Origin of the sequence: Neisseria sp. HMSC074B07, assembly GCF_001810355.1 — a bacterium.
In the GTDB taxonomy this organism is placed as follows: domain Bacteria; phylum Pseudomonadota; class Gammaproteobacteria; order Burkholderiales; family Neisseriaceae; genus Neisseria.
The window spans coordinates 275,520-282,922 of sequence record NZ_KV800921.1 but is presented as its reverse complement, the minus strand read 5'-3'; the positions used below and the strand labels follow the sequence as shown (position 1 = coordinate 282,922).

8 protein-coding genes are annotated in these 7,403 nt (G+C 55.2%); 7 read left to right on the top strand and 1 reads right to left on the bottom strand.

Annotation, left to right across the window (positions count from 1 at the left end):
- Nucleotides 1-96: 96 nt before the first annotated feature.
- A complete protein-coding gene (locus tag HMPREF2726_RS04950; protein WP_009311044.1) occupies nt 97-318 on the bottom strand; it encodes a hypothetical protein in 222 nt (73 codons plus the stop codon).
- Nucleotides 319-923: 605 nt separating this feature from the next.
- On the opposite strand from HMPREF2726_RS04950, the gene HMPREF2726_RS04945 reads away from it, so the two are divergent.
- The 7 genes from HMPREF2726_RS04945 (at nt 924) to HMPREF2726_RS04920 (ending at nt 7,317) form a co-directional block, all read left to right on the top strand.
- Entirely contained in the window at nt 924-2,459 is a 1,536-nt protein-coding gene (locus HMPREF2726_RS04945; RefSeq protein WP_070602433.1) for a sodium-dependent transporter, read from the top strand.
- The gene (locus HMPREF2726_RS12920) at nt 2,456-2,548 is read left to right on the top strand and encodes a methionine/alanine import family NSS transporter small subunit (RefSeq protein WP_009311042.1); all 93 of its coding nucleotides are present in this window, start codon (nt 2,456-2,458) and stop codon (nt 2,546-2,548) included. The genes HMPREF2726_RS04945 and HMPREF2726_RS12920 overlap by 4 nt, the downstream gene beginning before the upstream one ends.
- A 262-nt stretch (nt 2,549-2,810) precedes the next feature.
- A complete protein-coding gene (locus HMPREF2726_RS04940; RefSeq protein WP_003768927.1) occupies nt 2,811-3,230 on the top strand; it encodes a glycine zipper domain-containing protein in 420 nt (139 codons plus the stop codon).
- Between the two features lie 334 nt (nt 3,231-3,564).
- Nucleotides 3,565-4,071 carry a D-glycero-beta-D-manno-heptose 1-phosphate adenylyltransferase gene (gene rfaE2, locus HMPREF2726_RS04935; protein ID WP_148132473.1) on the top strand — a complete coding sequence of 169 codons (507 nt, stop codon included), beginning with the start codon at nt 3,565-3,567 and terminating at the stop codon, nt 4,069-4,071.
- Nucleotides 4,068-5,867 carry a bifunctional biotin--[acetyl-CoA-carboxylase] ligase/type III pantothenate kinase gene (locus HMPREF2726_RS04930; RefSeq protein WP_009311037.1) on the top strand — a complete coding sequence of 600 codons (1,800 nt, stop codon included), beginning with the start codon at nt 4,068-4,070 and terminating at the stop codon, nt 5,865-5,867. The genes rfaE2 and HMPREF2726_RS04930 overlap by 4 nt, the downstream gene beginning before the upstream one ends.
- A 182-nt stretch (nt 5,868-6,049) precedes the next feature.
- On the top strand, nt 6,050-6,937 hold the full coding sequence (locus HMPREF2726_RS04925) for a hypothetical protein (protein WP_009311036.1): 888 nt from the start codon (nt 6,050-6,052) through the stop codon (nt 6,935-6,937).
- A gap of 182 nt (nt 6,938-7,119) precedes the next feature.
- Nucleotides 7,120-7,317: a hypothetical protein gene (locus tag HMPREF2726_RS04920; protein ID WP_009311035.1), complete on the top strand. Its 198-nt coding sequence runs from the start codon at nt 7,120-7,122 to the stop codon at nt 7,315-7,317.
- Nucleotides 7,318-7,403 lie beyond the last annotated feature (86 nt).

The following is a 7,403-nucleotide window of genomic DNA, read 5'->3' as shown; positions in this document are numbered from 1 at the left end:
ACGCCGTACCGGTTTAAAGTTAATCCACTATATCTTTCTTTTTCGAAGCGCTGCGCCAGTGCGTATCCGCAACAACCGCAGCGTTGACGCTCAAATTTATTCGTCGTCTTCTTCCAACGCTTCTTGCCCGCCTTTTTCGGCAAAATGACCCAACAGCCAAATCAAAGCGCCACCACCGGTAACCCCTGCTTTAATCCACATTGCAGTATCTTCCCCCCAGTTATAAATCCATGCTAAAACTTTCGGCACAGCATTCATATAATTCAAACCGAACGCTAAAAGACCCAGGATAAACAAAGTGCTGCCAAATCTTTTCATGAAGATTCCTTTCGATGAAAATCAGAAGATTTATAAAGAAATATAAAAAAGATTACTTTCCGCGCAATATAGATGTAAAACGATATCATTATAGTCGAAACAAATTAAAAAATATATTTTCACGCAAAATACATGGTTGAGAGCAAGCACCTCATTCCTCATCAAAGAACATATAGTGGCTTAACTTTAAACCGACGGCGTTACCTCGCCTTAGTTCAAAGAGAACGATTCCTCTAAGGTGCTGAAGCACCAAAGTGAATCGGTTCCGTACTATCTGTACTGCCTGCGGCTTCGTCGCCTTGTCCTGATTTAAAAGTTAATCCACTATAAATACCCCCTTTGAAAAAACAGGTCGTCTGAAAAAACACCCCCATCCTGCACCCCATCTTCCCTCATCTTCCCCAAACTGCCTGAAATACAGCTAAAAATCCGTTTTCCCCACTTGCCAAGCCTGTTAAATTTTTTTACGATACAGCCATAGATTGTAAACAAAGGCCACAAGCCGACTGTTTTTCAGACGACATTACCCCTGTCAGACCTCATTTCTATAACCGTAAGCCGCCAAGCGGCTGTTTTCATACCACATTAAAGCAAGAGGTATCAACGTGTCTGATTCCAAAACAAACGAACGCGCGACGTTTAGCAACCGCCGCGCGTTTATGGTTGCCGCTATCGGCTCTGCCGTCGGCCTGGGCAACATTTGGCGTTTCCCCTACATCGCCTTCGAAAACGGCGGCGGTGCGTTCCTCCTACCCTATCTGGTCGCGCTCTTGACCGCCGGCATCCCGCTGCTGCTGATCGACTACGCCATCGGCCACCGCTACCGCGGCTCGCCCCCGCTGGCTTTCCGCCGCCTCGGCCGCTGGTTCGAGCCTGTGGGCTGGTGGAACGTCATGGCCAATATCATCATCTGTATCTACTACGCAGTCATCATCGGCTGGTCGGCAAGCTACGCGTATTACTCGCTGAACGCGGCATGGGGCGCAGATCCGCAGGCATTTTTCTTTAAAGACTTCTTAAACATGGCAGGCCCTGAAGCCTTAGGCTTGGATTTTGTCGGCAAAGTCGTCGGCCCGCTGATCGGCGTATGGCTGTTTACCTGCATCATCATGGCTTTGGGCGTACAAAAAGGCGTGGCAGGCGCATCGTCGTTTTTCATGCCGCTGCTTTTGATTATGTTCATCATTATGGTCGGCATCTCACTGACGCTGCCGGGCGCGGCCAAGGGCTTGGACGCACTGTTTACGCCCAACTGGTCGAAACTTTCCGATCCCAAAGTCTGGGTCGCTGCATACGGTCAGATTTTCTTCTCGCTCTCCATCTGCTTCGGCATCATGGTGACTTACTCTTCCTACCTGAAGAAAAAAACCGACTTGGGCGGTACCGGCTTGGTTGTCGGCTTTGCCAACAGCAGCTTTGAATTGCTCGCCGGTATCGGCGTATTCGCCGCGCTGGGCTTTATGGCACAAGCCAATGGACAAGCCGTCAGTCAAGTTGCTTCCAGCGGCATCGGTTTGGCTTTCATCGCCTTCCCGACCATCATCAACCAAGCTCCGATGGGGGCGCTGATCGGCGTATTGTTCTTCGGTTCGCTGGTATTCGCAGGCATTACCTCGATGATTTCCATCGTCGAAGTCATCGTTGCCGCCATTCAGGACAAATTGAACATCGGCCGCGTCAACGCTACCCTGCTTGTCTGCATCCCGATGGGCATTATCTCCACCCTGCTCTTCGGCACGACCACCGGCCTGCCCGTTTTGGACGTATTGGACAAATTCGTCAATACCTACGGCATCGTCGCCGCCGGCTTCGTCTATGTTTTGGCCATCATCGCCCTGCGCAAACTGCCCGAACTGCGCAACCACCTGAACGCGCTCTCCTCCGTCCGCGTCGGTGCGATTTGGACTGCCAGCGTCATCTTTACCGTTGCCATGCTCGGCTATATGTTGTACCAAGACACAATCGGCCTGCTTAAAGAAAACTACTCGAAATATCCCAGCGATTTCCTCAATATCTTCGGCTGGGGCATGTCGATCGGTCTGATTGTCATCTCCGTGGTGCTGTCGCTTCTGCCTTGGAAGCATGGTCAAAACTTCAACGTCAAAGACGAACACGAACATGAACAAGGAGACAAAGAATGAGTACCTCGGCCATCGTCATGATGATTATCGCACTCGTCGTCATCTGGGGCGGATTCATTCTGTCCGTATGGCGGCTGCCTGAAGAATAGGCTTTTTTCCAACAAGTGTTGCAGACACCGCACAGGTCGTCTGAAACCCAAACGCCCCGAAACCGCATTGCGGCTTCGGGGCGTTTTATTGCCGCCAAATCCAAGACAGACCAAGCTTTCCATCTATCAGCCGAGTAACCGTACCGAACAAAAGCAACATTTGTTTACGCTAATTTTCCACAGGCGGGCGAAAGGTAAACAAAGGGCTGATTATAATGAAAATAACTCCGGCATCTGCCGTGTTTCACGAAAGGAAGAAACAATGACCATGAAACCACTTATGGCGGTATTGCTCGCCGCCAGCCTCAGCCTCCCCGCCATCCACGCGGAAGCGCGAGGCACGGCAAACCAGAAAAAAGCCACCCTTGCCGGCGCAGCAGCAGGCGCAGCCTTGGGCGGTCTGTTGGGCAACGACGGACAAAGCGCAATCATCGGCGCAGTGGCGGGCGGTTTGGCAGGCAACGCCTACGCCTACCACAATAAAAAAATGAATCAAAAAGACAACGATATCGCCTTGCGCGACCGCCGTTACCGCGAATCCCGCTACTACGGCTACGACGGTTACGGCTACGGTGATCCGTACTACCGCGATACGTACTACAAAAAACACAAACATAAACATCACCACCGCAAACACTACCGCGACTGGGACGATGATTACTACGATTACGACGACGATTAAACCCATCGTTTGACCGTCTGAACAAAAGGTCGTCTGAAAACCTGAAACCGGGTTGAACCGCCTTCCAACCTTAGGGATGTCCTAGCCATTTTCAGACGACCTAGACAAGCCGGATTCTGCTTCCCGCAGATTCCGGCTTTTTCCATTTCCAAGCGCGTCGTTCATGATTGTATGACGTAATGCCGAACAAACCGGCGTACATAGGAACAACGCCAAAGTGGCAATTTTGTCAAAGCCTGCCTTTTCAGACGACCCCTTCTCCTCCCCTCAAATTTACCTTTTCCGCCCGCTTCGGTATCATACCGCCTGTCTGTTTATCCCCAACGGAATCCCGATTATGTCTGACTGGTCCCTCCCCGATTTCGAACGCAAAATCTGCCCGCCCGAAGAATTGGCGCAACGTCTGCACACGCTTCCCCGCCCGCTGGTGTTTACCAACGGCTGTTTCGATATTCTGCACAGGGGGCATGTTACCTATCTGGCGCAGGCGCGTTCGGCGGGGGCGGCGTTGGTGCTGGCTTTGAACACGGATGCGTCCGTGCGCCGTTTAGGCAAGGGAGACGACCGTCCCGTCAACCCGCTGGAAAACCGCGTGGCGGTGGCAGCGGCATTGGCAAGCGTGGATTTGGTCACTTGGTTTGACGAAGACACGCCCGCCGAGTTGATCGAGCAAATCAAACCCGACATCCTGATTAAAGGCGGCGACTGGCCGGTCGAAAAAATCGTCGGCGCGCAAGAAACGCTGGCGCGCGGCGGCAAAGTGTTTTCCATTCCGTTCCTGCACCAGACTTCCACCACGAAAACGCTGGAAAAAATCCGCGCAGCCGAGGGCGGCAAATGACCGCGCTGAAACTGCCGCACAGTCGGGTTTTGGCGGAACTTGCCGACGGTCTGCCGCAACACGTTTCCCATCTCGCGCGTATCGCGGGCGTGAAGCCGCACCAGCTCAACGGCTTTTGGCAACAGATGCCCGCACACATCCGCGGACTGCTGCGCCAGCACGACGGGCAGTGGCGGCTCGTGCGCCCGCTTGCTTTGTTTGACGAAGAAGCGTTGCTACGTTTGGGCGCGGAACGCGGTTTTCAGACGACCTTAAAACACGAATGCACATCCAGCAACGACGAAATCCTGAATCTGGCGCGCACTTCGCCCGAACAAGCCCATAAATCGCTCTGCGTCGCGCATCTGCAAACCAAAGGCCGCGGGCGGCAGGGACGCAAGTGGACACACCGGCTGGGCGAATGCCTGATGTTCAGCTTCGGCTGGGTATTCGACAAACCGCAGCACGAACTCGGCTCGCTCGCCCCCGCCGTCGCGCTCGCCTGCCGCCGCGCTTTAGCCGCATCGGGTTTGGACATACAAATCAAGTGGCCGAACGATTTGGTCGCCGGCAGGGACAAACTCGGCGGCATCCTGATCGAAACCGTCCGCAACGGGGGCAAAACCGCTGCCGTCATCGGCATAGGCATCAATTTCGTCCTGCCCAAAGAAGTCGAAAACGCCGCTTCCGTCCAAGCCCTCTTCCACAACGCGCAGCTTGCCCGCGGCACCGCCTCCGTACACTGCATTCCCGCTTCAACGCTGTTGGACAAATTGTTGGGCGAACTCAATGTCGTGCTGACGCAATACGCGCAAAACGGGTTCGCCCCCTTCCTTGAAGAATACCAAACCGCCCACCGTGACCACGACAAACCCGTCCTGCTCCTGCGCGACGGGCAGACCGTAAACGAAGGCACCGTCCTCAGCGTCGATGCACAAGGCGCGTTGCACCTGATGACATCGGCAGGCGAACAAACCGTCGTCAGCGGCGAAATCAGCCTGCGCCCCGACGACACGCCCCGCGCCGCCGCGCCGCGCCCACCCGAACGCCTCCTCCTGCTCGACGGCGGCAACAGCCAGCTCAAATGGGCATGGGTGGAAAACGGCGTGTTCAACGAAGTCACCCGCGCGCCGTACCGCGATTTGAGCAGGCTCGGCGAAGAATGGGCAGCGCGTTCAGACGACCGCACCCGTATCGTCGGTTGCGCCGTGTGCGGCGACCTCAAAAAAGCCCTGGTCGAAGCCCACCTGACCGCGCCCGTCCGCTGGCTGCCCTCCATGCCGCAGGCGCTCGGCATCCGCAACCACTACCGCAACCCCGCCGAACACGGTTCCGACCGCTGGTTCAACGCCTTGGGCAGCCGCCGTTTCAGCCAAAACGCCTGTGTCGTCGTCAGCTGCGGCACTGCCGTAACCACCGACGCGCTCACCGAAGACAACCATTACCTCGGCGGCACCATCATGCCCGGCTTCCACCTCATGAAAGAAGCCCTCGCCGCCAAAACCGCCAACCTCGACCGCCCCGCCGGCAAAGTGTACCCCTTCCCCACCACCACGCCCAACGCCATCACCAGCGGCATGATGGATGCCGTTTGCGGAGCCGTCATCATGATGCACGGGCGGCTGCAACAAAAAACGGGCGAAGGCAAACCCGTCGACGTCATCATCACCGGCGGCGGCGCAAGCAAAGTCGTCAACGCCCTGCCCAAGCAGTTTGTTTTGGACAATACAGTAAAAATTGTAGATAATCTCGTCATTTACGGCTTATTGAACTGGGTCGCGCAAGAGCAGGAACAGCCTGATAAATTGCCCGAATAAGCAGCAATGCCGTAGCACAGATTCAAAAAGGTCGTCTGAAACGCAACACCGCTTTTCAGACGACCTTCAGACGCAGCAAACTTCAGCCGGTTGGCTTTGACGCCGATCCGCCACAACCAATAACAACACAAAACCGCCCGCACACCGCAACGGCAACCGAACACAAAAAAGGAAAACAACTCATGAAATGGCTTTTCGCCGCCCTCGTGGCACTCAACATCATCGTCTTCGGCGGCATGATTACGCACCGCCTCAACAACGCCAAATCCCCCAACGCCGCGCCCGTAGAAGGCGGCGCCCACGAACTCGCCCAACCCGAATCCCTGCGCCCTCAGCAAGCCCCCGCGCCTGCCGACAACGCGCAACCCGACTGGCTGCAAACCGACGAAACACAAGCCGACCTGCCCGAGCCCGAATCCGAAGAAGCCATAGCCGAACGCAAGAAAAAAGAAGAAGAGGAACAGGCGCGCCGCGAAAAAGAAAAAAAAGAACGTGAAGAAAAAGCCCGCCGCGAAAAAGAAAAAGCCGCCGCCGAAAACACCAATCCGGCTGCTGCCGCCAACGAAAATCCCGCCGCCAAAAACGCATCCGCCGCCCGCCAATGTACGTCTAACGCCAGCGTTACCCTGGACGAAGACGACTACCACCGTATCAAAGGCCTGCTGACCCGCTGGCCGCACGCCGCCAGCCGCACCGTAGAAAAACGCGGTGCATCGAAAGACCACGCCGCCAAAACCTTCCGCGTCGTGCTGCCTGCCGACAGCGAAGCCATGAACCGCCTCGAAGCCCTCGGCAACAAAGGCTTCAACGGCACGCTCCACAACGGCGAAATCAGCCTCGGCGTCATGAAAAGCCGCTCCTCCGCCCAAGTCCTCATCTCGCGCCTGTCCGCAGCAGGTTTCGGCGGCGCGCGCATCGTCGAACAAGACGACAAAGGCAACGCCGCCGACAGCACCCTCAGCGTTTCCCGCATGACCGTCATCTTCATGTCGGTCGATGAAAAAGACGCACAGGAAATCCGCAACATCGTCGGGCGCTACGGCAGCCTGAATATGAAAACCTGCAAATAAAACCCAAAGGTCGTCTGAACGTTTTCAGACGACCTTTTGCAAAGATGCAACAGATTAGGCAGCAGTCAAATCTCGTTTGGAAAACCGAATAGGTTAACGTTGATATCGCCTTCAAAGATATCCGCATTCAGATTGCGCAACCGCCGACAAACCCTTATCCGTACAAAGGTTCTTGAGAAACCATGAAACCCGCCCAAACCTCCCTACTGTTCGCCCTTCTGCTCGGACTGCTGCCGGCGGCATACGCCGAAGACTACGACGACGAAGCCTATCAAAAACTGATTACACAATGCACGCGCAACCAGCTCGACAGTTGCGTCACACTCGGCATTTGGACCCGCGACTATCTGGAAAGCCCCCCGATGCCTACCCGCCGCTGAAAAAAGCCTGCGACGGCAAAAACATGAAGGGCTGCAACGTATTGGCAAACCTCTATTTATAGTGGATTAAATTTAAATCAGGACAA

What these genes read in the sequence shown, in the direction of transcription:
- HMPREF2726_RS04950 (WP_009311044.1), bottom strand. Translation starts at nt 318, where the DNA reads ATGAAAAGATTTGGCAGCACTTTGTTTATCCTGGGTCTTTTAGCGTTC.
- HMPREF2726_RS12920 (WP_009311042.1), top strand. Translation starts at nt 2,456, where the DNA reads ATGAGTACCTCGGCCATCGTCATGATGATTATCGCACTCGTCGTCATC.
- HMPREF2726_RS04940 (WP_003768927.1), top strand. Translation starts at nt 2,811, where the DNA reads ATGACCATGAAACCACTTATGGCGGTATTGCTCGCCGCCAGCCTCAGC.
- HMPREF2726_RS04930 (WP_009311037.1), top strand. Translation starts at nt 4,068, where the DNA reads ATGACCGCGCTGAAACTGCCGCACAGTCGGGTTTTGGCGGAACTTGCC.
- HMPREF2726_RS04925 (WP_009311036.1), top strand. Translation starts at nt 6,050, where the DNA reads ATGAAATGGCTTTTCGCCGCCCTCGTGGCACTCAACATCATCGTCTTC.
- HMPREF2726_RS04920 (WP_009311035.1), top strand. Translation starts at nt 7,120, where the DNA reads ATGAAACCCGCCCAAACCTCCCTACTGTTCGCCCTTCTGCTCGGACTG.